This window comes from Gluconacetobacter azotocaptans (assembly GCF_014174355.1).
Lineage (GTDB): Bacteria > Pseudomonadota > Alphaproteobacteria > Acetobacterales > Acetobacteraceae > Gluconacetobacter > Gluconacetobacter azotocaptans.
On sequence record NZ_JABEQF010000007.1, the window covers coordinates 104,680 to 127,590 of the forward strand.

Sequence of the window (22,911 nt, forward strand, 5' to 3'; positions counted from 1 at the left end):
GTACTCTTACGACTCGTCCCGGGAGACGCCCATGACCCTTAACCTCTCCATCCCGCAGCAGAATCATTCCGACTTCACGCCGCGGATCACCGTGATCGGCGTCGGTGGGGGCGGCACGAATGCGGTCGACAACATGATCCAGTCCCAGTTGCAGGGCGTGGAATTCGTGGTGGCGAACACCGACGCGCAGCAATTGTCCCACAGCAAGGCCGATCGCCGGATTCAGCTCGGCCCGCATCTGACGCAGGGCCTGGGCGCCGGGGCGAAGCCTGAAATCGGGCGCGCCGCGGCCGAGGAAGCGGCGGACGAACTCGCCCGGCACCTCGACGGCGCGCACATGGTGTTCATCACCGCCGGCATGGGTGGCGGCACGGGCACCGGCGCGGCCCCGGTGATCGCGCGCATGGCGCGCGAACGCGGCATCCTGACGGTGGGCGTCGTCACCAAGCCCTTCACGTTCGAAGGCGTGCGCCGTTCCAAATCCGCCGACAGCGGCATCGCGGAACTGCAGCAGTATGTCGATACGCTGATCGTCATCCCCAACCAGAACCTCTTCCGCCTGGCCAACGAGCGCACCAGTTGGAAGGATGCGTTCAAGATGGCCGACAACGTCCTGTACATGGGCGTGCGCGGCGTGACCGACCTGATGATGGCGCCGGGCCTGGTCAATCTCGATTTCGCCGACATCCGGACCGTGATGGCCGAAATGGGCAAGGCGATGATGGGCACCGGCGAAGCCGAGGGCGAGAACCGAGCCATTTCCGCCGCCGAGGACGCCATTTCCAACCCGCTGCTGGAAGACACCTCGATGGCCGGCGCGCGCGGCCTGCTGATCAACATCACCGGCGGCGAGGACCTGACGCTGTACGAGGTCGACCAGGCCGCCAACCGCATCCGCGAGGAAGTCGCCGACGACGCCAACATCATCTTCGGCTCGGCGATCGACCCCTCGCTGAACGGCAGCATCCGGGTCTCGGTCGTGGCCACCGGCATCGACACCCCGGTGATCCGTACGGCCGAACCGATTCACCCCGAGGCCGCACCCGAGGCGGCGCAGGCCGCCCCGGCGGCCCCTGATGCCGCCACGCACCATCCCTCGGCCGAGCCCCCGCAGGCCCCGCCGCGCCACCAGACGCCGAACTTCGTCAACGCGGCGCCGGTCGGCGCGCCTTCGCCCCATTCGGTGCCGCCCCAGGTGGCGCAGCACGGCGCCCGCCCGTCGCCGCGTTCGCCCCTGTTTTCCGAGGCCCCGCGTCCCGAAGACACGCAGCCCGCGCCCCAGCGCGGCAACAGCCTGTTCAACATCGTCACCGGCGTACTGCGCCGGGGCGGCCCCCCGGCGCCGGAGGCCCCGCGCGCCGAGCCCGCCCTGCCGGAGCATGAACCCGCCCCGGCCGTGCGGCAGGCCACGGCCGACGAGGTCGGGCTGGACATTCCGGCCTTCCTGCGCCGCCAGCCCTGACCCCCGTCTTGCACCCGCAGTGCCCACCTTGGGCATTGCGGGTTTATCTCGTTCTTTATCAGTATGTTACGCCGTAACAGACGGCAATAATGATTGACTGGCCGCAGCCCTCCGTTCCCGTTAGAGATCAGACTGTCGTTCCTGTAACGACTAAACAATAATCAACGCAGGGGACGCAGATGGACGGTATGCTGGCAACCTCGGTGGCGCTCCCGAACCGTGGCCCGACGCCTCCCGATAGCCCTACGGCCGACATACCGGGCCGTGAGGGCGCCAACCGCCCCGTGTCCCGCACGGCGCGCCAGCAGACGCTGCGTCAGTCCATTTCCTGTGTCGGAACCGGGCTGCATACCGGGCGACGGATCACCCTGGCCCTGCATCCGGCGCCGGAGCATACCGGCATCGTCTTCCGGCGCACCGACATGGACGGGCGCGGCATTCCCGCCCGCTTCGACCGTGTCGCCGACACCCGCCTCAGCACCGTCATCGCCGATCCGCACGATCCCGCCCTGCGGGTCGCGACGATCGAACATCTGATGTCCGCCCTGTCGGCGGGCGGCGTCGACAATGCCTATGTCGATGTCGACGGGCCCGAGGTTCCGGTCTTCGACGGATCGGCCGCCGATTTCGTTTTCCTGCTCGACTGCGCGGGGCATGTGGAACAGACGGCCCCCCGCACGGTCATCGAGATCCTGCGCCCGGTCCGCGTCGCCGACGGCGACGCCTTCGCCGAACTCCGCCCGGGGCGCGAGGCCGGATTGTCGATGACGATGACGATCGATTTTGCCGCCTCGGCGATCGGCGCGCAGACCTTCGCCATGCGCTTCGACCCGCAGGTGTTCCGGCGGGACATCGCAAATTGCCGGACCTTCACCCTGCGTCAGGAAATCGAGGCGCTGCACGCCGCCGGCCTGGCGCGCGGCGGGTCGCTGGACAATGCGATCGTGGTGGACGGCGATACCGTCCTCAACCCGTGCGGCCTGCGCCGTCCGGACGAATTCGTCCGTCACAAGATGATCGACGCGGTCGGCGACCTGTACCTGGCCGGTGGCGTGCTCACCGGCGTGTTCGCGGGCCATAAATCCGGCCATGCCCTGAACAACCGGCTGCTGCGGACATTGTTCGCCGATCGCGGTGCATGGCGCGTCCGCACCCGCCCCCCCCAGGCGCAGGCCCTGCGTGTGGCCGCATGACGGGCAAATTCGGCCACGCTGGCAACGAAAACGACGACACGGCCTTCACCCCGGCCCGCCGCATGATATAAGGCAGACCGAACTGGAAGAGCCGGCATGTCATTGCGCAGATTTCGATCCCCCTTCGCTGACCGTCCGACGGGCCGCAATGCCGTCCGACTCGCCTCACTTTCCGTCATGCTGTTGCTTGCGGCCTGCGCCGGCAAGAAGTCGGCGGACGAGATGGTGTCGCACATGGCGTCGGCCGACACGCTCTACAATAACGGCATCGACGCCCTGCGCAGCCAGCGTTACGCGCTTGCCGCGGCCGAGTTCGAGGTCCTGCAGCAGAATTATCCCTATTCGGGCTACACGGCCAACGCGCAGCTGATGGAAGGCTATGCCGACTATCTGCAGGATAAATACCCCGATGCCGTGCAGCAGCTGGACCGCTTCCTGGAACTGCATCCCACCAGCCCCGACGCCGCCTACGCCTTCTACCTGCGCGCCCTGTGCTACTACGAACAGGTGGCCGACGTGCAGCGCGACCAGCAGGGCACCATCGAGGCCATGAACGCGCTGGAAGAAGTCATCACCCGCTTCCCGCAGTCGCCCTACGCCCGCGATGCGCAGCTCAAGGTCGATCTCTGCCGCGACCATCTGGCCGGCAAGGAAATGCTGGTCGGCCGCTTCTACCAGCAGCAGCGCAATTACGAGGCCGCGGTCAATCGCTACCAGCGCGTGATCCAGGATTTCCAGACCACCAACCATGTCCCCGAGGCCCTCGAACGGCTGGTCGAAGTCTATCTGGATCTGGGCCTGACCGAACAGGCGCGCCGCTCGGCGTCGGTGCTGTCCTTCAACTATCCTGGCAGCAAATGGTACCGCTACAGCTACAACATGCTGCGCAGCGAACATCTGCTGGCGGCCAACATGCCGGCCCCGACCTCGTCGCAGCACGATGGCGGCACACCCGCGCGGCGCGGCTTCTTCTCGCGCGCGTGGCACGCGGTCTTCTGACCCGCGTGCGGCCCCGCCCCCTCTCGCGCGCGCCCTTCCCATGCTGACCCGCCTCTCGATCCGGGACGTCGTTCTGATCGAGAAGCTCGATCTGCCTTTTTCCCCCGGCCTGACAGTGCTGACGGGCGAAACCGGCGCGGGCAAGTCCATCCTGCTGGACAGTCTGGGCCTGGCGCTGGGCGACCGCGCCAGCGCCAGCCTGGTCCGCGCCGGCGCCGAGCAGGCCAGCGTGTCGGCGTGCTTCGAAATCGCGCCCGACCATCCGCTGCACGGCCTGCTGGGCGAACAGGGCATCGTGATCGACGACCCGCACGAACCGATCGTCCTGCGCCGGATCGTCGCCGCCGACGGCCGATCGCGCGCCTATATCAACGACCAGCCGGCGGGCGTGAACCTGCTGCGCCGGGCAGCGGCGCTGCTGGTCGAAATCCAGGGCCAGCACGAACAGATGGGGCTGGCCGACCCGTCCACCCATCTGGACCTGCTGGATGCGTTCGGCGTGCCGCAGGCGCTGCGCGACGACACGGCCATCGCCTACCGCGCCTGGATCGAGGCCACGGCGGAACTGGCCGCCGCCCGCGCCGCCATGGAAAGTGCGGCGCGCGAGGAAGACTGGCTGCGCCAGGCGGTGGACGATCTGTCCGCCCTTGCCCCGCAGGACGACGAGGAAACGCATCTGGCCGGCCTGCGCCAGTCCCTGCAACAGGGCGAACGGCGCGCCGAGGCCATCGCGGCCGCCTTGGCGGACCTGACGCCGCGCGACCGGCGCGCCAGCGGGCCGGCGGCCGCCCTGCGCAACGCCAGCCGCACCTTGCAGCGCCTGCTGCCCGCGCCGGGTGCCGGCGATGGCGGGCACGACCAGCCGGGCGCCGAACAGCAGGCCATGGCGCAGGATGCCCTCGCCGCACTGGAACGCGCCGAGGAAGCCCTGGCCGAGGCCGAGACGATGCTCTCGCGCCTCGCCGCGGAGTCCGAAGGCGACCCCCGCCTGCTGGAACAGACCGAGGAACGGCTGTTCGCCCTGCGTGCCGCCGCCCGCAAGCACGGCGTATCGGTCCCCGAACTGCCGGGATTGCTGGCCGCCTTCGCCAGCCGGCTGGCGGCGCTGGATTCGGGCAATGCCCGCATCGGCGCGCTGGAGGCCACGATGCGCGACACCCGCGCCCGCTTCGAGGCCGCGGCCCAGGGCCTGACCGCCGCGCGCGAGAAGACCGCCCGCCGCCTGGAACAGGCCGTGACGGCGGAACTGCGCCCTTTGCGGCTGGAACGCGCACGCTTCATCATCTCGCTGGTACCGCTGGCGCCCGAGGCCTGGAACGTGCGCGGGCGCGAACAGGCGGCCTTCCAGATCGCCGCCAACCCCGGCCAGCCCCCCGGCCCGCTGGCAAAGGTCGCGTCGGGCGGCGAATTGTCGCGCCTGATGCTGGCGCTCAAGGTCGTACTGGCCGGGCGCTCCGCCGTGCCGACCCTGGTGTTCGACGAGGTCGATTCGGGCGTGGGCGGGGCAACGGCCTCGGCCATCGGCGACAGGCTGTCCCGGGTCGGTCAGGACGTGCAGGTACTGGTCGTCACCCACAGCCCGCAGGTCGCGGCCCGTGGCAACGCCCATCTGCGCATCAGCAAATCGGTCGTGAAGGGGCGGACGGAAACCCGCGCCGAGCCGTTGCCGGCAGAAGCGCGCCGCGAGGAAATTGCCCGGATGCTGGCCGGCGACATCATTACCGAGGCCGCGCGGGCGGCCGCCGACAGTCTTCTGCAAGGGTGAGAACGCAATGTCCCCCGACACCGCCTCGGATCCGGCCACGCTGGACCCCGCCCGCCTGAGCGAGGACCAGGCCCGCACCGAACTGGAGCGCCTGGCCCACGAGATCCGCCGCCTGGACCGCGCCTATTACGAAGAAGACGCCCCCGAGGTCACCGACGCGCAGTATGACGCGCTGCGCCGCCGCAACGATGACATCGAAACCCGCTTCCCCGGCCTGCGCCGCGACGACAGCCCGTCGCTGCGCTTCGGCGCGGCCCCCGCCGCCGCATTCGGACGGCACCGCCACCTGGTGCCCATGCTGTCGCTGGACAATGTGTTCGACCGCGCCGATTTCGAATCCTTCGTCACCCGTGCCGCCCGCTTCCTGGGGCTGGACGAGGACCGCACCCAGGCGCTGCGCTTCGTCGCGGAACCCAAGATCGACGGGCTGTCGATCAGCCTGACCTATGAAAACGGCCGCTTCGTCCGGGGCACCACGCGCGGCGACGGAACCGAGGGCGAGGACGTCACCGCCAATTTGCGCACCCTGCGCGACCTGCCCCTGCGGCTGAAAGGCGACGCGCCCGCGCTGATCGAAATCCGGGGCGAGGTCTTCCTGTCCAAATCCGCCTTCCTGGCCATCAATGCCGACCAGGCCGCCGCCGGGCACAAGCTGTTCGCCAATCCGCGCAACGCGGCGGCCGGGTCGCTGCGCCAGCTTGACCCCGCCGTCACCGCCCGCAGGCCGCTTTCGCTGTTCGCCTACGCGCAGGGGTTCGCCAGCGGCCGGGTGGCCGGCACGCATTGGGACTATCTGGCGCGCCTGCGCCAATGGGGATTTAGCGTCAATCCGCTGTCGCGCCTCGTCGAAAGCGCCGTCGCCGCCGAATCCTTCATGGACCACATCGCCCGCGAACGGTCGGGCCTCGAATACGATATCGACGGCGTGGTGTACAAGATCGACGACCTGGCGTTGCAGGATCGCCTGGGCTTCGTCGGGCGCGCGCCGCGCTGGGCCATCGCGTGGAAATTCCCGGCCGAACAGGCGATCACGCGCCTGCTGCGCATCGGCATCCAGGTCGGCCGCACCGGCGCCCTGACCCCCGTCGCGACCCTGGAGCCGGTGAATGTCGGCGGCGTCATCGTCACCCGCGCCACCCTGCATAACGAGGACGAGATCGCCCGCAAGGACATCCGCGAGGGCGATCTGGTGCAGATCCAGCGCGCGGGCGACGTCATTCCGCAGGTGCTGGGGGTCGTGCCGCCGGGCGCCGACGATCCGCCGCGCGAGGAACCCTTCGTCTTCCCGCACGAATGCCCGATCTGCCACTCCCGGGCCGAGCGCCCGCCGGGCGAGGTCGTCTGGCGCTGCACCGGCGGCCTGACCTGCCCGGCACAGGTGGTGGAACGGCTGATCCATTTCGTGTCGCGCGACGCCTTCGACATCGACGGGCTGGGCGCACGCACCATCGTCGAATTCCATACCGACGGGCTGCTGAAGACGCCGGCCGACATCTTCCGCCTGCCCGACCATGAAGAAGAGATCGCCCGGCGCGAGGGCTGGGGCCCGCTCTCCGCCCGCAACCTGACGGCCGCGGTCCGGGCGCGGCAGACCATTGGGCTGGCGCGCTTCATCTATGCGCTGGGCATCCGCCGGATCGGCGCCAGCAACGCGCGCCTGCTGGCGCGGCACTACGGGTCATACGCCAACTGGTTCGAGCAGATGCGGCGCGCCACCACCGTGGGGTCGGACGAACGGCTGGCGCTGGGGTCGATCACCGGAATCGGATCGGCCATCGCCGACGAACTGGCGGCCTTCTTCCTCGAAGACCACAACATCGCCACCCTGCATGACCTGACGGCGATGCTGACGCGCATCGAGGATGAGGAAACCCCGGCCGAAGGCACCCTGTCCGGCCGCACCATCGTCTTCACCGGCACGCTTGTGACCATGTCCCGCCCCGAAGCCAAGGCGGTGGCCGAACGCCTGGGCGCGCGCGTAACCGACAGCGTGTCGAAGAAGACCGACCTTGTGGTGCTGGGCGCCGATGCCGGATCGAAGGCGCGCAAGGCGGCGGAACTGGGCATCGACACGCTGGACGAGGCCGGGTGGCGCGAATTGGCGGGCCTGCCGCCGGCATAGTAGATCGCACAAGCGCCCGCGCCGACTGGCGGCAGGGGTGAAAGATGCGCTATGCTGTGTGCCGCATGCCTCATTCCGTCGCCGGGACCGTCCGTCCCCCCCTTCCGCGCCGCCCCGTCCCCTCGCCCGCGACCGGGCGTGGCGGCATTCGGGGGGCACGGTCGTGATCCTGCTTGTCGGGCTGGTCGCCATCGTCCTGCTGATTGCCGTCAGCATCCTGATCTCGCTGTCCGAAATCTCGTTCGCCGCGGCGCGCGATGTGCGGCTGCGCACCCGCGCCGAGGCCGGCGATACCCGCGCGGTCAATTTCCTGCGCCTGCGCCGCAACAGCGGCCAGGTGATGACCGTCCTGCAAATCTGCCTGAACGCGGTCGGCGTGCTGGGCGGCGTCATCAGCAGCGAACTGATCACGCCGCCGCTGGGGCAGATCCTGCATTCGTTCGGCCTCGAGGACACGCTGGCCGGGCATGTCGCCTCCACCGTCTCGTTCCTGGTGGTGACGGGCCTGTTCGTGCTGTTCGCCGACCTGCTGCCCAAGCGGATCGCGATGAACGCGCCGGACCGCGTGGCCCTGGCCATCGGCTGGTTTCCCGCGCTGGCGCTGCGGGTGCTTTATCCGGCCGTCTGGATCTTCTCCAAAATCTCGGACGTCATCCTGCGCGCGCTGAAGATCCCGGCCTCGTCGGCGGTCGATCCCGTCACGCCCGAGGATCTGCGCGCCATCCTGGCGGCCGGCACGGCATCGGGCATCCTGCTGGAGCAGGAACACCAGATGATCCAGAACGTGCTGGGCCTGCAGGACCGTTCGGTCACCTCGGCGATGACCCCCCGGGACGAGATCGTGTTCCTCGACGTGCAGGAAAGCGCCGAGATCCAGCGCGACAAGGTTCGCGTGCGCCCCTATTCGCGCTACCCGCTCTGCGACGGCGGCCTGGACAATGTCATCGGCTCGATCCGGGCCGAGGACGTTCTGGCGGCGGTGGTCGAGGACGGGCCGGTCAGCGAGCCCGCCGGCACCAGCCTGCCGGCATCGGGCCAGATCTACCGGATGCGCCGCGACGTGCTGTCGCTGCCCGATACGCTCAATCTGTGGGACACGCTGGCGCAGTTCGACACCCACGGCGCGGGCTTCGCCCTGATCGTCAACGAGTACGGGCTGGTCGTCGGGCTGATCACGTTCAAGGACATCATGGGCGCGCTGATGGACGGACTGGCCAACCCGTTCGAGGAACAGGCGATCGTCCGCCGCGACGAAAATTCCTGGCTGATCGACGGCGCCGCGCCGATCGGCGACGTGACCCGCGAACTGGGCATCGCCGCCCTGGCCGACGGCCATAATTTCGATACCATCGGCGGTTTCGTCATGCATCGCCTGCGCCGTATGGCCCGCAAGGCCGACCGCGTCGAGGCCGCGCATTTCCTGTTCGAGGTCGTGGACGTCGAAGGATTCCGCATCAACCAGCTTCTGGTCACCCGCCGCCCCCGCCGCCTGGACATCGATCTGCCGTAAGGAGGCCGTCGTGGCGGGAAAAGTGACGCCGAGACGGGTGGGGAGCGTATGGGCGACGATCGTGTTGGCCGCCTCTGTCGCGAACGCGGCCGAACCTGGCGCCGCACAGCTGCCACCCGCCGTAAGTGCCCTGAAGGGCTGCTGGCAAGGTGATGGGGAAGTGATGGGCAAGCCCGTCACCATCACACTCAGCGCGAAGCCCATCGTGCAGGACGCGATGTTCGTCGTCGATGTTGATAGCAGCGCGAAAGCCGACGCTCATGATCGCTACTCCGCCCATCTGATTTTCGGCGGTGGCAAGCCTTCGACAGGAAATGCCGCCGAGCAGATTGTCGGTTTCTGGGCGGACAGTTTCGGGGGAACGTTCACGGCCACTGGCAATGGCGTCAGTCACAAAGACGGCTTCGAGATGGTCTATCGATATCCCGAAGATACTTACGTGAACCGGTGGCGCCTGATTGGCGGTCGACTGACCTGGGACATTGCCGCGCGGGACGACAAAGGGAAGGAGACACGCTTTGCCGGATATTCCCTTGCCAGGGCAGAGTGTGCGACCGGGCCATCATGAGTCCATAAGCTGGACAACGAGCAGTCGTCCGGCCACCCCATGGCTGTCTTGCATGCTCCAGAAGAAAACGTTTCTATATCGTAAATATTATCACTTCTAAAGAACGTCGAGAAATATTGTTGAAAGGGCTGTTGGAATGGAAAGACCCTTTTTTCCAAGGGCCGATCGACCATTGCAGTTTGGCTTCCTCGTCCTTGTCTCCATTCTGGTGGTACACGCCATTGACTACCTTCTGCACGAATACGCCCACTCATTCATGGCATGGATTTTAGGTTGGAAACGTGACCCGTTCGCACTGAATTACGGAACGGCCAGCATCGACAACATTCTTTTCCAGCAGCAGATCGACGAGAACGTGGAGTACGGCCCAATCTTTGCGAGCCATCACGGCTGGCAAGCCGCCCTCATTGCGGCGGCGGGGCCTTTGTTTGCGAACGGAGGCACAGCCCTCATCTGCCATTCGTTGATTATGAGGGTAGGGACCATAAGGGCCGGTCGCTCCACGAGCCGCGGAACCGTTACGGCCGCGTCGCTTTGGTGGCTTATATGGATCGACGCCTTCGCGACGTGCAACGTGTGGAGCTACGCCCCGCTGCGCACCCTGACAACCCATGCGGATATGGCGCTGCTGGCGCAAGGGCTGGGCATATCGGTCTGGCTGCTTTTCCCGCTTGTCACGTCCTATGCGGGCTGGCTCGTCTATCGGATGTCCTACCGCGCACTGCCAACTGTACAAGCTAGCCTTTACCCCGATGACCAGCGTCTGACGCTCAGCATGACGGTGCTCGCTGTGAGTCTCGGATTCTTCTCCGTCAGTGGGCTCGGCGGCAATTACGGCGTCTGGTCGGCTTTGATGGATATGGCCAGCCTGTTCCTGCTGCTGCCGGCACTGCTGGCCGGGCAAGGGCACTCCGCCGAAATCTCGATGCAGGCGGGCCGGCGCCGCCTGTGACGGCACAGAAAAATAGCGCACTGTCTACCTGAATCGGCAGGGCCGATCAGTCGTGGGCGTCTCATCCGTCTGAACGACGATCAACTCCACCGGTCCATCACCGACATTTCCGGCATCGTGCCCGATGTGACCCTGCTGGTCTTTCCGGCTCAGTTGATCTTCCCCCAGGGACACGTCTCCCGGCCCCATGACGACCTTGTGGCCGTCCATGGCCGTGACATACCACGTGCCCCTGAGCGGAATGATCCACTGTACCTTCGGGTCGGGATGCCATGCGCCATTCCAGTGCGCCGGCTGCACGGTAAAGACCACCTGCCCATGGTCGTTCTTCAGCCTGTCCTGCCATTGGGGACCGGCAGGTTTCGACATGGTCTTGAGATCGAAGTCGCGAACTGGGCATTTCGTCATGTGGCTGATGCCGGCATGGTCCGTCCAGTTATGCCAGTACCACATCGTCGGGCGGGGCGGAGGGGTATCGGCGCGAGCGCCCCCACTCGTCCCGACACAGGAAACGAGCCCGGCAAAAACGGCAAAACGTATCACCCTGCGTGCCGTGGCGGCGGCTGATAGCGTTTCTCCGGCGACACCGCATCGAAACGTGCGCGACTGGGCGTGGCCAGCAGTTCGACGATCATTCCCCATGGCGTCTGTCCATAACAGAAGAAATTTCCCGGACCTTCCTCAAGGGAAGGCTGCTTCTGCGGTTCGGTCAACAACGTGCCGCCTGCCTCGGTGAAACGCCTGCACCCGGCCTCGATGTCATCGACGTACACGGCAAAATGCTGAACACCGAAATCGCATGGACGCACGGCGGACCGCTGATCCGGTCCGTGCATTTCAAAGAGTTCGATGCAAGGCCCGTTACCCAGGGCCACCATGCACATTTCACGCACGACAGTCCCCGCAGCAAGGCCGAGAATCTTTTCCGTCTCCGGCCCTTTCTGCGGATGATCGGGCGTGACGTTGCGGTAAAGCGGCACCGCGCCGAAGGCCCGCTCAAGAAACCGGAGGGCATCATCAATGTCAGGAACCGTCACGCCGACATGATCTATACCGCGTGGCAGACCGGAACGATCGTCTGGGTCTTCCATCATCATCTCTCCCACTCCATGCCCAGAAACAACGAGCCGGATGAATGGTGGTTCCGATCATGGAATCCTGCGGATACTGCGAGGGCTTTTCGAATCCGTCATTCGGCCGTCGGTATCCCGGCGTCAATACTCCGATTTCTCTCCCTTGAGCGGCACCGACGTCGGCGTGCCTTTCGTGCCGGAATAGGTCAGGATCACGACGGTCTGTTCGTCGCCCGAGACGCCGCGATGGGGGTCGTTCACGCTCTCGGTGAAGGCCTCGCCGGTATGGAACGTCTGTTGCTTGCCCGTCGCGCGATCCTGAATCGTCAACTGGCCTGCCAGAACATAGCCCGCGTTCGGAGAGGGGTGAACATGCCATGGCAGCGCCGTATGCGGCGGGATGGTCAGGCGCAGGACCGTCAGTTGCGGGGGTGTGGTCGGATAATGCTGATAGGCGACGCCGTTCCAGGAATGGTCGCTCTTGACCAGAATGTCGGCATGCCCCGAGGCCGTCTGTGACTCCGGTCCGGCAGCATGGGCCAGAATGGGGGTGCTCAGCAGAACAGTCGCAGCCAGGGCGGGCAGAAAGCGCATGAAATGTCTCCGCTACAGGATTGGTGCGTCCATGTGGACAGGATCAGGACTCCCGTCGTTGACGCACGAGGCCGGCGAACGGTTTCTTATGGCAGCCATGCGCGTTGCTGATTGTTCGATGACAGTCTCTGGAAATTACTGCTGCGGCATGGAAAAATTCTTAATATCTTCGATGCTCCGCTTTCCCGTCACCGCATTTTCATCGGCATTCTTGAATCTGCAAACGGCATAACCGTCTTTTCAAACCACTCCCAGGTCCGGAATACCGGGCATGGTGACGAAGCCCGGCAGCGCCAGCATTCGGCGCATCCAGCGCCGCAGGGCGGGGAAGGCCTCGTGCCCGACCTCCCAGTCGCGGCTGAGGGCGAAGGCCGGGAACAGGGCGACATCCGCCACCGTCGGGCCGTCGCCCACGAACCACGGGCTGCCGTCCAGCCAGCGCAGGGCCAGATGATCCTCCATGATCCGCAGCGCGGCCGCCCCCTGACGGCGCAATCCATCGCGGTCGCCCGGCTCGCCGAACAGGAAGATGCGGCGTGCCCGTGTCGCCGCCGCCAGTGGCCCGCCCGCGAATTCCAGCCAGTGCGCGACCTCGGCAAAACCGCCCGGATCGCGCGGCAGCCATGTCTGCGTTCCATGCGCCAGCGCCAGCAGCGCCGCCCCTGCCCCGCAGACCTCCACCCCGGCGATCCGCAGCACGGGCAGCACGCCCGCCGGGCTGATAGCGCGGAAGGCCGGGCTGTCCTGCGCACCGCCCGGCACCACGTTCACCGCGACCATTCGGGCCTGACGCCCCAGCAGCGACAGGAACAGGCGGACGCGATAGCAATTTTCGTCCAGCACGTCGTCATGAAGCACAAGGTCGGTCATGCCGCCGCCTCCGCGCCCTCGACCCGGTCGCGCAGATCCTGCCCCCAGGCCGCCACCCGCCGCCTTCGGTCCCGGTCGGCATCGGCGCCTCCCGGCCCGGCCACCAGCAGATGCAGCATGCAGCGCGCCCGATCGACCGGCAGCACCGCCGCCAGGACCAGCCCGTCGATGTCACGGTCCAGCCCGCCCGCCCGGCTGCCGGCCGGCAGGCCGATGGCCTGTGCCACCTGCCGCGCCGGGGCCCCGATCGCCAGCGACCGCACGGGCACGCATTGTCCAGCAACGCCGGTGGCGGGGCCGTGCGCGGGCGTGTCGCCCAGGGCCACCCAGACCAGCCCGTCCTGTTCCGCCGCGACCAGCGGCGCAGCGCGCAACGTCGCCGGGGGCGACAGGTCGGGATGAGCGGGAATATGGGCGCATCGTCCATCCGGCCCGAACCGCCAGCCATGATACAGGCACGCCAGCGCGCCGGCGCGCACGACCCCCAGGCTGAAGCGCATGCCCCGATGCGGGCAGCGATCGTCCCAGACATGCGCCCGCCCGTCGGCATCGCGCCAGACGGCCAGGTCGCGGCCCAGCACGGTACAGCCGGCCACCGTTCCCGGCTCCAGATCCATCGACAGCATCAGCGGGTACCAGCCATCCCCCCGGGTGGCCCCCTCGCCCGTCTCTCCTGCCGGCGCGCCCCCGTGCGCCGGCTGCACCCGTTCGGCCATCCCCCGCATCCTTCCACGCCCGTCCGTTGCGTCCCCCGATAGCCGGACGGGCAAAACCGTGCCATCCCTATCCCATCGCCACAATCCGCAGGAGGCCGACAATGATCCAGATCACCGGTCACGACGCCCTTCTGATCATCGACGTGCAGAACGATTTCCTGCCGGGCGGCCCGCTGGCGGTGCCGGACGGCGATGCCGTCGTTCCGGTCATCAATCATCTGACCCGCCTGCCTTTCGGCCAGCAGGCCGCCAGCCAGGACTGGCATCCGCCCGGCCACGCGTCCTTTGCCGGCGCCCATCCCAAAGGCGCAGCCCCGGCCGGAACCTGGCCCGACCATTGCATCGCCGGCACGCGTGGGGCGGCACTGGCGGCAAGTCTGGACCAGACGCGCATCGGGCTGATCGTCCGCAAGGGCCGCGCGCCGGATGTCGACAGCTATTCCGCCTTCCTCGACAACGACCGCGTCACGCGCACCGGCCTGGAATACTGGCTGTCGGGCCTGGGGATACGCCGCGTCTTCGTCGCCGGCCTGGCGCTGGATTATTGCGTGGCCTTCACCGCCATCGACGCAAAGACCCTTGGTTTCGATACGTTCGTGGTCGAAGATGCCTGCCGTGGGATCGCCCCCGCGCCCGACGCCACCTGGCGCACCTTGGGCGGGCACGGCATCCACCGCGTACGCTCCGGCGATCTGGCGGGGGCCTGACCAGACCGGCGCGCACTGCAAACGGGGGAAGACCAACAGATGATCGTTCCGGATCGCGCATGACCGGCCGGATGCCGCGGGGGCGGCTTCTGACACCGCGACGCCGCATGCTGGGGCTGGCTGCCGGGGCGGCAGGCTCCGCCCTGCTGCGCCCGGCTTCGGGACGGGCCACAGGGGCGCCACGCCTGCTGCCGCCGGTGGCCGAGGCCGATGCGCTGATCGCCTTCGGCCATACCGGCCCCATCACCGACGGCGGCTGGACCGCCGCGCACAACCAGGGCGTGCTGGCCGTCCGGCAGGCCTTTCCGCGCCTGCGCACCGTCTATGTCGAAAGCATCCCCTATTCCGCCGATGCGACGCGCATCTTCCGCCAGTTCGTGGCCGAGGGCGCGCAGATGGTCATCGCCACCTCGAACTATGGCGATTTCATCCGCGACGTGTCCGACCGCGCGCCCGAAGTGGCCTTCATGGAATGCGACGGCCACACCGTCACCGGCAATCTGGGCTGGCATTACATCACCCACTGGTACGCCAGCTACATCATCGGCATCGCCGCCGGACTGATGACCCGGACCAACCGGATCGGCTTCGTCGGCTCGTTCCCCATTCCCTCGGTCTATGCCGGGGCCAATGCCGTGCTGCTGGGCGCACGCACGGTCAATCCGGCGGTGCGTTTGCAGGCCATCTCGATCAACGCCTGGTTCGATCCGCAGGCCGCGACGCAGGCGGGCACGGCACTGGCCGAAAACGGGTGCGACTTCCTGTGCGGCATCATGGACGAACCCGCCTATCTGCGCGTGGCCCAGCAGCGCGGCATCAAGGCGGCGATGTGGAATACCGACATGCGGCAATACGGGCCCGACGCCTATGTCAGCTCGGTCATGCTCGATTTCCGTTCGTTCTATATCGAACAGGTCCGCCGGCGTCTGGCGGGCACCTGGCAGGCGGCGCCCTGCTTCCTGCCGCTGGGCCACGGCGTGGACCGCGACACATGGGGCAGCAGCGTGCCGCCCGACATCGCACGCCAGGCCGATGCCATGCGTACGCGCATCCTGGGCGGCTACAACCCGTTCCAGGGCCCGATCCGCGATGCCGCCGGGCGGATCAGGGTGCCCGCCGGCACCACGATGGACGACGACCATATCTACCAGTGGGACTGGGCGGTGGAAGGGGTCAGCGGCCTTGACTGACGCACCCGCCCCCGGCGAAGCGCCGCCGCTTCCGCCCGGCACGCCGCCTCTCCTCCAGCTTATGGGGATCTCGAAATATTTCCCCGGCGTGATCGCCAACGCGGATGTCAGCCTGGACGTCCGCCCGGGCGAAATCCACGCCCTTCTGGGCGAAAACGGCGCGGGCAAGTCCACGCTGATGAACATCGTCACCGGCATCTACCAGCCCGACGCGGGCGAGATCGTGCTGGACGGCTACACCCGCCACCTGGCCTCGCCGCAGGAGGCCATCCGGGCCGGCATCGGCATGGTGCACCAGCATTTCAAGCTGGTGCAGGCCTTCACCGTGGCCGAGAACATCCATCTGGGCTGGCGCGACACGCCCGCCCGGGCCTCGACCAAAGCGCTGGAGGCCCGGACCCGCGCCCTGTCCGAACGGTTCGGCTTCGCCGTCCGGCCCGATGCCCGGATCGCGGACCTGTCGGCCGGCGAGCAGCAGCGGGTCGAAATCCTGCGCGTGCTGGCACGCCGGGCCCGGCTGCTGATCCTGGACGAGCCCACGGCGGTCCTGACGCCCACCGAGGCACGCGACCTGTTCCGCGCCCTGCGCGCCTTCCGCGCCCAGGGCAACGCCGTCATCCTCATCAGCCACAAGCTGGACGAGGTCATGGACATCTCGGACCGGATCAGCATCCTGCGCGGCGGCCGCAAGATCGGCACCTTCGCGACGGCGCACTGCACGCCCGCGATGCTGGCCCGGACCATGGTGGGGCGCGACATCGTCCGCCGCGACCTGCGCGCCCGCCCACCCGGCGCCGCCCCCGTGGCGGTCCGGCCGGTCATGAGCCTGCGCCACGTCACCACCCGCGACGAACGGGGGGTCGAGACCCTGCGCGACGTGACGCTGGACCTTCACGGCGGGGAAATCCTGGGCATCGCCGGCGTCGCGGGAAACGGCCAGCGCGAACTGACGCAGGTGCTGACGGGCCTGCTCCCCCCGGACGCCGGCGACGTCCTGCTGGACGGCGTGCCGGTCGGCGCACCCGACCCGGCGCATTTCGCCCGATCCGGCATCGGCCATATCCCCGAGGACCGGCTGCGCAGCGGCCTGGCCCCGTCGCTGGGCATCGCCGACAATATGGCGCTGCGTGAATATGACCGCCCCCCGATCGGCGGGCGCGGCGGCTACGCTCCACACGCGGCACAGGCCCTGGCGCGCCGGATCGCCGACGCGGCCGCCGTCCGCATTCCCGATTACGCCATGCCCATCCGCAACCTGTCCGGCGGCAACCAGCAACGCCTGGTCGCCCGGCGCGAAATCCGGATCGCCGAGCGCATCCTGGTCGCCGCCTACCCCAGCCGGGGGCTGGACATCGGGGCCATCGCGACCGTGCTGGGCTACCTGACCGACCTGCGCGACCGGGGCGTCGCCGTCGTCCTGGTGTCGGAGGATCTGGAGGAACTGCTGAATGTGGCCGACCGGATCGGCGTCCTGTTCCAGGGCCGCCTGATGGCCACCATCGACGCCGCGACGGCGGACATGGAAACCATCGGCCTGCTGATGGGCGGCCGCACCGCCGCGCAGACCGGGGGGGCAATCTGATGGCCCGCATCGTCCAGCGCCTGCCGTCGGTCTCGCCGGGGCGCGTCCTGGCGTGGCGGGTGGGCGCCGTCATCGCGGCACTGCTGCTGACCACCCTGTTCCTCGCCCTGTCGGGACGCGACCCGGCGCTGCTGGCCGAACTGGTCGTGCGCTCGACCGTGGGGTCGCGCTTCGGGCTGGAGGATCTGGCCCTGTTCATGACGCCGCTGGTGCTGACCGGCGCCGCCGTCACCGTCACCGGGCGGATCGGCATCTGGAATATCGGGGCGGAAGGCCAGTTCTATGCCGGGGCGATCGGCGCCGCCGGGATCGGCCTGTTCGTGCATGGGCCGGCCCTGCTGGTCCTGCCGCTGATGACGGTCTGCGGCGTGCTGTGCGGCATGGCGTGGATCCTGGTCCCGACCCTGGCCCGGGCCTATGCGGGGGTGAACGAGATCATCACCACCCTGCTGCTCAATTTCGTGGCGGCGCTGCTGACATCCTATCTGGCGGTCGGGCCGTGGCATGACCGCGTGACCGGCGCCCTGGCGTCGACCGCGCGGCTGCCCGTCGCAATCCCCGACCTCTGGGGCGTCGTGCATTGGGGCTTCCCGCTGGCGCTGGCGGTGGTGGCGGCATTGGCGGCGACGCTGGACCGCACCCGCTGGGGCTACGAGGTCCGGATCAGCGGTGCCAACCCCGAGGCCGCGCGCTACGCCGGGATACCGGTGCGGGCGCGCATCGTGGCGGTCATGCTGCTGTCGGGCGCGCTGGCGGCCCTGGCCGGCGTGTCCGAGGTCGCCGGCACCGTCCATCGCCTGCAAGGAGGCATCGCCAATAATTTCGGCTATTTCGGCATCGTGGTGGCGGTCCTGGCGCGCGGGTCGTGCCTGAACGTGCTGCCGGCAGCGCTGCTGATGGCCTTCATTCTCGATTCCGGCATCGTGCTGCAAACCCAGCAGCTGACGGCCTCCACGGTGCTGGCCATTACCGGCCTGGTCCTGTTCATGATCGCCATCGGCGACGAACTGGCCCATTACCGCCCTGTCTCCACAAGCCGCCTCTCCACCAACAAGGGGGCCGCGCCATGATCGCCCTGCTGACCGGCATGCTGGCCACCGCCGTGCTGGCGGGCGGCGTGCTGGCGCTGGCCGCGCTGGGCGAGGTCCTGGCCGAACGGGTCGGCGTCACCAACCTGGGTGTCGAAGGCCTGATGTCCCTGGGCGCGGTCGTCGCCATCATCACCGTCGCCGCGACCCCCAGTCCGTGGCTGGGCCTGCTGGCCGCCACGGCGGCGGGGACGGCCGGCGGCATGGTCTTCGCCTTCGCCGCCGTCATCATGCGCGCCAACCAGGTGCTGTGCGGGCTGGCCGTCGCGTTCATGGGGCTGGGCCTGTCGGCGACCATCGGGCACGATTATGCCGGCATGCCCTCGCCCGCCACCTTCGGCCATGTGGCCATCCCGGTGCTGTCGGCTCTGCCGGTCGTCGGGCCGGCGATCTTCGCGCAGAATCTGCCGGTCTACCTGATCTATCTGGTGCTGCCGGCGGCGGCGCACTGGGTGATGTTCCACACGCGGCATGGGCTGAACATGCGCGCAGTCGGCGAAAACCCGGCGGCGGCCGACGCGGCGGGCATCGCCGTCACGTCCATGCGGTTCTGGTACGTCACGCTGGGCGCGGGCCTGGCGGGGGCGGCCGGCGGCTACCTGACCCTGACCTACGTGCCCGTCTGGTCCGAAGGGCTGATCGCCGGGCGCGGCTGGATCGCGCTGGCGCTGGTGATCTTCGCCGGCTACCGCCCGTTCGCCGCCACGCTGTCCGGCCTGCTGTTCGGCCTGATCACCGCGCTGTCCTTCGTCGGGCAGGCCCGGAACTGGCCGATCGCGCCCGCGATCCTGAACATGCTGCCCTATCTGGGCACCATCGCCTTCATCATCGTCCCGGTCGTCGTCTGGCACCGGATGCGCCGCGTCATGGCCGCGCCAGCGGCGCTGGGCGTCCCCTACCACCGCGACATCAGATAGGTGGAACGCATGACCGACACCCGCCACCCCGACCTCGCCGATCCCGACGACCGCGCGGTGCTGGATTGCTGGCACCCCATCGGCTTCCTGGACGGCATCGGCGCCCACCGCACACACACGCGCCTGCTGGGCGTCGATCTGACGGCGCGGCGTCATCGCGACGGGGCGATCGTGGTGGGCGCCGCCGGACGAAGCGACCCTCTGCCGGTCGCCGAACGCTACGGCTGCCTGTGGACCAGCCTGGGCACGCCCCCCGCCGCCCCGCTGTCGATCCCCGACGCCGACGAACCCGACCGCCGCCTGGTCTGCTGCGGATCGGTCGAAGTCCATGCCTCGGGCCTGCGGGTGATCGAGAATTTCCTCGACATCGCGCATTTTCCCTTCGTCCATACCGGCATCCTGGGGGCCGAGCCCCAGACCGAAGTGGCCCGCTATCACACCGAAATCCGCCGCGACGTGGACGAAGTCTGGGCGACCGAATGCCGCTTTCACCAACCGCAGGCCGCCCATTCCTCCCACACCGGTGTCGAGGCGCAGTATGTCTACCGTGTCGCGTCGCCGTTCGTGACGCTGCTATACAAATCCTGCCCGAACGACCCCGTGCGCCCCGACGTGATCGCCCTGTTCGTCCAGCCGACCGCGCCGGATCGCTGCCGCGCCCATCCGGTAATGTTCCTGATCGACGACGTGTCGCCCCAGGCGGACCTGATCCAGTTCCAGCAACGCATCTTCCTGCAGGACCGCATCATCCTGGAAAACCAGCGCCCGCGCCTGCTGCCGCTGGACCCGCGCGCCGAAATCCCCACTCGCGCCGATTCGCTGTCGGTCGCCTATCGGCGCTGGCTGAAGGAAAAACAGGTGCGCTACGGCGCCGTCCACACATAGCCGGCAGGTCAGGTGGGCCCCACCGGCAGCGACCAGTACTGGCCCGGCGCCTCGGCCTGCAGGACGTTGAAGCAGATCTTGCGGGCATAGGCCGACGACCCGACGGTGTCGGGCATCCGCCCCAGCAGCTTCATTTCGTCGACATATTGCGCCACCTGCACCCGCAGGTCGGCGCCCACCGGGCTGACGCCCAGCGTCTCGTGCCGCAGCATCGCGCGCAACTCGTCCGCCCCCATGCCGGCGATCTGCCCGGCCAGCAGGGTGGCCACCTGGTCCGGCTGGGCCTGGATCCAGCCCGACGCCGCGCGCAACGCCATCACCAGCGCCACCGCCGCCGCCGGGTCGGATTGCAGGAAGGCGTCCGACAGGCCGAGTGCGAGGTTCGTGCGTTCGCCATAATGGCCGGTCGTGCTGTTCGCCAGTTCCGAAAACAGCGGATTGGGCCCGTGCAGAAGCTGCCACGCCAACGGGTCGTGCGCGACCACCGCGTCGATTTCGCCCCCGCGGGCCGCGTCCAGGACATGGTCGGGCGAGATGACGACCCATTGCACCCCGCTTTCGGGGTCGATGCCCTTGCGCCGCATCATCACCGAAAAAAACAGCCGGTCAGCCATGTCCCGGTCGGTGAAGGCGATTCGCAGGCCCGCGACATTGTCCAGGCGCGTCACCTTCACCCCCCGGCGCAACAGCAGCCTGAACGCCCCCGACTGCATGCCCGCGACGATTCGCGCCTGAAGCCCCCCTTCGCGAAACACGTCCAGCCACGTCAGAAGCGGTGCCACCGCGCCAACGCAGTGGCCGCCCCGCAGGTCGGCAATGGTGCCGCGCCCCGTGCGCGCACCCTCGACCGGCACGACATCCAGGTTGTAACGCTCGAAGAAACGCGCCCGCGCCACCGCGAAGACCAGTGTGTTGGACGTCGGCCATGACAGGACCAGCCGGCGGAACCGGCCGTCCAACTGTGCCTTGTAGTAGGCCGGCGGGTGGCGGAACTGGTTGCGGATGACCAGGCCGGCCGTCACCGCCGCCCCCACGCCCGCCCCCGCGATCAAAGTGCGACGACGCAGCATCAGCCGTTCGGAATGCCCGCTGCCTTCGCCCATGCCGTTCTGCCCCACTCGTTTTCTCACCTGCCAGGCGCCCTCCTCTACCCGTCAAAAAAAACATCCGGAAGGGGGTTTACGTCCAAACCGGACCTCCGCTATACGGTGCCCCGGCGCTGATCCCGAATAGCTCAGTTGGTAGAGCAAGCGACTGTTAATCGCTGGGTCGTAGGTTCGAGTCCTACTTCGGGAGCCACCCTTTTCCTGCATATAGCAACAGGCCGATTCACCGGCCATGCCGCGGTCGCCAGCCTCCGCCGACGACCTCATGCGCTATTGCGCGGGCCGGATATCATCCAGCCGGTCCAGGCGCCGCAGGCCGGGAAACAGGCGCATCCACACCAGGGTCACGGCGATCGTCCCGACACCGCCCAGCACCACGGCCTCCACCGGGCCGATCAGGCTGGCCAGCATGCCGCTCTCGAACTCGCCCAACTGATTCGACGATCCGATGAACAGCATGTTCACCGCCGAGACCCGTCCCCGCATCTCGTCGGGCGTGCGCAACTGCACCAGCGCGCCGCGCACCACCACGCTGACCACATCGGCCGCGCCCAGGATCGCCAGCGCCAGAATCGACAGCGGCATCGACGTCGACAGGCCGAAACCGATCGTCGCAATGCCGAAAATCGCGACCGCGACGAACATCCACATCCCCGCGTTGCGATTCAGCGGCCAGCGCGCAAAGGCCAGCGCGCAGACCAGCGCACCCATGGCCGGCGACATCCGCAGCAACCCCAGGCCGATCGGGCCGGCATGCAGGATGTCGTTGGCATAGAGCGGCAACATCGCCGTCGCGCCGCCCAGCAGCACCGCGAACAGGTCCAGCGAGATCGCGCCCAGCATCTCGGGCTGCGCGCGAATGAAATGCAGCCCCCCCAGCACCGTCGCCAGGGTCATCGGACGCCGCACCCGCACCGGCGCCTCCAGCGTCATGGCCAGCGTGCCCATCATGGCCAGGCCGAACCCCATGGCGCAGGTGCTGTAACAGAACCCGGCCCCGATTCCGTACAACAGCCCCCCCATCGACGGCCCCATGATGGACGCCACCTGGAACAGCGAGGACGACAATGCGGCCGCGCGCGGAAAGACCGATGGCGGCACCAGGGCGGGCAGGAAAGTCTGCTGGCTGGGCATCTCGAACGCGCGAGCGGTGCCGAACAGCGCGACCATCACGTAGATCATCGGCGGCGTCAGCCAGTGGCCGAACGAACCTATGGCCATCAGCAGCGCCCCGCAGGCCTCGATCCCCTGGCAGGTCGCGACGATCATGCGCCGGTTGAAATGGTCCGCCACATGCCCCGCCACCAGGGTCAGGCAGAACATCGGCAGGAACTGCGCCAGGCCGACCCACGCCAGCGACCGCGCGCTGTGCGTCAGCATATAGATCTGCCAGCCGACCGCCACGGCCTGGACCTGCGACGAGAACGAGGACAGGGTCCGCGCCGTCAGGAAGACGACAAAACCCGGATGATCGAGGGGCCGCGAGGAGCTTGGAGGCGGAGGATCGTCGGCCTGGCCGCCGGATACGGCCTGCGTTTCGGAAGGAGCATGCATGATGCGGCAACAATAGCGGTCCGCCGCACCTTTTCCACCCGCTATGGATGCCGAATTC

Annotated in this window: 21 protein-coding genes and 1 tRNA gene; 15 read left to right on the forward strand and 7 right to left on the reverse strand. The window is 68.1% G+C overall.

Going from position 1 to position 22,911, the window contains the following annotated elements:
* The first annotated feature begins 31 nt into the window (after window positions 1–31).
* From ftsZ to HLH34_RS11525, 8 genes are all read left to right on the forward strand, one after another.
* The gene (gene ftsZ / locus HLH34_RS11490) at window positions 32–1,462 is read left to right on the forward strand and encodes a cell division protein FtsZ (RefSeq protein ID WP_183119717.1); all 1,431 of its coding nucleotides are present in this window, start codon (window positions 32–34) and stop codon (window positions 1,460–1,462) included.
* 284 nt (window positions 1,463–1,746) lie between these two features.
* Window positions 1,747–2,655 (forward strand): UDP-3-O-acyl-N-acetylglucosamine deacetylase, encoded by a 909-nt coding sequence (gene lpxC / locus HLH34_RS11495; RefSeq protein WP_373318617.1) that lies wholly within the window; start codon window positions 1,747–1,749, stop codon window positions 2,653–2,655.
* Between the two features lie 177 nt (window positions 2,656–2,832).
* Window positions 2,833–3,654, forward strand: a complete 822-nt coding sequence (locus HLH34_RS11500) for an outer membrane protein assembly factor BamD (RefSeq protein ID WP_240162070.1) — start codon at window positions 2,833–2,835, stop codon at window positions 3,652–3,654.
* A 40-nt stretch (window positions 3,655–3,694) separates the two neighbouring features.
* Entirely contained in the window at window positions 3,695–5,419 is a 1,725-nt protein-coding gene (recN, locus tag HLH34_RS11505; protein WP_183119719.1) for a DNA repair protein RecN, read from the forward strand.
* Window positions 5,420–5,426: 7 nt separating this feature from the next.
* Complete coding sequence (gene ligA / locus HLH34_RS11510) at window positions 5,427–7,541, forward strand: NAD-dependent DNA ligase LigA (protein ID WP_183119720.1); 2,115 nt, start codon at window positions 5,427–5,429, stop codon at window positions 7,539–7,541.
* A 163-nt stretch (window positions 7,542–7,704) separates the two neighbouring features.
* Complete coding sequence (locus tag HLH34_RS11515) at window positions 7,705–9,051, forward strand: hemolysin family protein (protein ID WP_183119721.1); 1,347 nt, start codon at window positions 7,705–7,707, stop codon at window positions 9,049–9,051.
* A gap of 10 nt (window positions 9,052–9,061) precedes the next feature.
* Window positions 9,062–9,619 (forward strand): hypothetical protein, encoded by a 558-nt coding sequence (locus tag HLH34_RS11520; protein ID WP_220792146.1) that lies wholly within the window; start codon window positions 9,062–9,064, stop codon window positions 9,617–9,619.
* 136 nt (window positions 9,620–9,755) lie between these two features.
* Complete coding sequence (locus HLH34_RS11525; RefSeq protein ID WP_183119722.1) at window positions 9,756–10,571, forward strand: site-2 protease family protein; 816 nt, start codon at window positions 9,756–9,758, stop codon at window positions 10,569–10,571.
* A gap of 24 nt (window positions 10,572–10,595) precedes the next feature.
* Here HLH34_RS11525 and HLH34_RS11530 read toward each other — a convergent pair whose 3' ends face one another.
* The 5 genes from HLH34_RS11530 to HLH34_RS11550 form a co-directional block, all read right to left on the reverse strand.
* The gene (locus tag HLH34_RS11530; protein ID WP_408870988.1) at window positions 10,596–11,111 is read right to left on the reverse strand and encodes a cupin domain-containing protein; all 516 of its coding nucleotides are present in this window, start codon (window positions 11,109–11,111) and stop codon (window positions 10,596–10,598) included.
* Window positions 11,111–11,668, reverse strand: coding sequence for a VOC family protein (locus HLH34_RS11535; RefSeq protein WP_373318560.1), 558 nt, complete (start codon window positions 11,666–11,668; stop codon window positions 11,111–11,113). Before HLH34_RS11535 ends, HLH34_RS11530 begins: the two co-directional genes overlap by 1 nt.
* A gap of 117 nt (window positions 11,669–11,785) precedes the next feature.
* Window positions 11,786–12,238 (reverse strand): cupin domain-containing protein, encoded by a 453-nt coding sequence (locus HLH34_RS11540; protein WP_183119724.1) that lies wholly within the window; start codon window positions 12,236–12,238, stop codon window positions 11,786–11,788.
* A gap of 240 nt (window positions 12,239–12,478) precedes the next feature.
* Window positions 12,479–13,108, reverse strand: a complete 630-nt coding sequence (locus HLH34_RS11545; protein WP_183119725.1) for a glutathione S-transferase family protein — start codon at window positions 13,106–13,108, stop codon at window positions 12,479–12,481.
* Window positions 13,105–13,824 (reverse strand): Rieske (2Fe-2S) protein, encoded by a 720-nt coding sequence (locus HLH34_RS11550; protein WP_183119726.1) that lies wholly within the window; start codon window positions 13,822–13,824, stop codon window positions 13,105–13,107. Before HLH34_RS11550 ends, HLH34_RS11545 begins: the two co-directional genes overlap by 4 nt.
* A 101-nt stretch (window positions 13,825–13,925) precedes the next feature.
* Between HLH34_RS11550 and pncA the strand changes: the two genes are divergently transcribed.
* From pncA to HLH34_RS11580, 6 genes are all read left to right on the forward strand, one after another.
* Window positions 13,926–14,531, forward strand: coding sequence for a bifunctional nicotinamidase/pyrazinamidase (pncA, locus tag HLH34_RS11555; RefSeq protein ID WP_183119727.1), 606 nt, complete (start codon window positions 13,926–13,928; stop codon window positions 14,529–14,531).
* 59 nt (window positions 14,532–14,590) lie between these two features.
* Window positions 14,591–15,721 (forward strand): BMP family ABC transporter substrate-binding protein, encoded by a 1,131-nt coding sequence (locus HLH34_RS11560; RefSeq protein WP_183119728.1) that lies wholly within the window; start codon window positions 14,591–14,593, stop codon window positions 15,719–15,721.
* 61 nt (window positions 15,722–15,782) lie between these two features.
* Complete coding sequence (locus tag HLH34_RS11565) at window positions 15,783–17,303, forward strand: ABC transporter ATP-binding protein (protein ID WP_204738810.1); 1,521 nt, start codon at window positions 15,783–15,785, stop codon at window positions 17,301–17,303.
* Window positions 17,303–18,373 carry an ABC transporter permease gene (locus HLH34_RS11570; RefSeq protein ID WP_183119730.1) on the forward strand — a complete coding sequence of 357 codons (1,071 nt, stop codon included), beginning with the start codon at window positions 17,303–17,305 and terminating at the stop codon, window positions 18,371–18,373. Before HLH34_RS11565 ends, HLH34_RS11570 begins: the two co-directional genes overlap by 1 nt.
* On the forward strand, window positions 18,370–19,308 hold the full coding sequence (locus HLH34_RS11575; protein ID WP_183119731.1) for an ABC transporter permease: 939 nt from the start codon (window positions 18,370–18,372) through the stop codon (window positions 19,306–19,308). Before HLH34_RS11570 ends, HLH34_RS11575 begins: the two co-directional genes overlap by 4 nt.
* 9 nt (window positions 19,309–19,317) lie before the next feature.
* Entirely contained in the window at window positions 19,318–20,193 is an 876-nt protein-coding gene (locus HLH34_RS11580; RefSeq protein ID WP_183119732.1) for an aromatic ring-hydroxylating oxygenase subunit alpha, read from the forward strand.
* Window positions 20,194–20,201: 8 nt separating this feature from the next.
* On the opposite strand, the gene HLH34_RS11585 is transcribed toward HLH34_RS11580, so the two are convergent.
* A complete protein-coding gene (locus HLH34_RS11585; protein ID WP_264784171.1) occupies window positions 20,202–21,323 on the reverse strand; it encodes an ABC transporter substrate-binding protein in 1,122 nt (373 codons plus the stop codon).
* A gap of 93 nt (window positions 21,324–21,416) precedes the next feature.
* On the opposite strand from HLH34_RS11585, the gene HLH34_RS11590 reads away from it, so the two are divergent.
* Window positions 21,417–21,492: transfer RNA gene (locus HLH34_RS11590), tRNA-Asn, on the forward strand.
* 77 nt (window positions 21,493–21,569) lie between these two features.
* Here HLH34_RS11590 and HLH34_RS11595 read toward each other — a convergent pair.
* Window positions 21,570–22,853 (reverse strand): MFS transporter, encoded by a 1,284-nt coding sequence (locus HLH34_RS11595; RefSeq protein ID WP_183119733.1) that lies wholly within the window; start codon window positions 22,851–22,853, stop codon window positions 21,570–21,572.
* Between the last annotated feature and the right edge of the window lie 58 nt (window positions 22,854–22,911).